This window comes from Alcanivorax profundi (assembly GCF_003597125.1).
Lineage (GTDB): Bacteria > Pseudomonadota > Gammaproteobacteria > Pseudomonadales > Alcanivoracaceae > Alcanivorax > Alcanivorax profundi.
In genome coordinates this window covers 1-578 of record NZ_QYYA01000067.1, presented here as the reverse complement: position 1 = coordinate 578, position 578 = coordinate 1, and the positions used below count along the sequence as shown (strand labels likewise).

Genomic DNA, 578 nt, shown 5'->3' with positions numbered 1-578 from the left:
AATAATCCACGATCAGGTCCTTGATCTTACTGGGAACATGATGGAGGTTTAAGGCAAGCTCGACCAGCTTGTGTGGTATGGACCCATAGGCGTTAGCCAGGTCCAACCACAAGACAGCTAGGTCACCTTTGTTCTCATGGGCATCTCTGATGAGTTGTGTAACTACACCAGTATGTTCCAAGCAGCCAGGAGCTCCAGGAATCCCCCCCTTCTGCACTGAAGGGTCGATGTATTTGTTTTTGAGGAGAAACTCTGTCAATCTTCGCGAGACAATACTGAAAAACACCTTCCCTTCAACACTCAGTAAAGAGATGGTTCGAAACTGGTTGATGTTTTTCGAGTTCTCCTCTTTGGGGATCCACACTCCCTCAGCCCACCTCCACTGGTCAGCAACTCTTCCTCTTCGCCAAATCACCCTTAGGATCTTCCACAGGTGTCGGAGAAGTTCTGGACAGCGCTTATATACCAAGTAAGGTACACCACTGGGGCCTGGAGTAGATGCTGAGCGAGCTGCCTTGATAATCTCCTCAACCTCCTTCAGACTTGGCTCCCTCAGATTGAACTCAGTTACAGGTGGG

The 578-nt window shown here is 49.3% G+C and carries 1 protein-coding gene; it reads right to left on the bottom strand.

Annotation, left to right across the window (positions count from 1 at the left end; genetic code table 11):
- Positions 1 to 578 (bottom strand): RNA-dependent RNA polymerase family protein (locus tag D4A39_RS19065; RefSeq protein ID WP_147393953.1); only part of this gene is annotated, 578 nt, incomplete at both ends.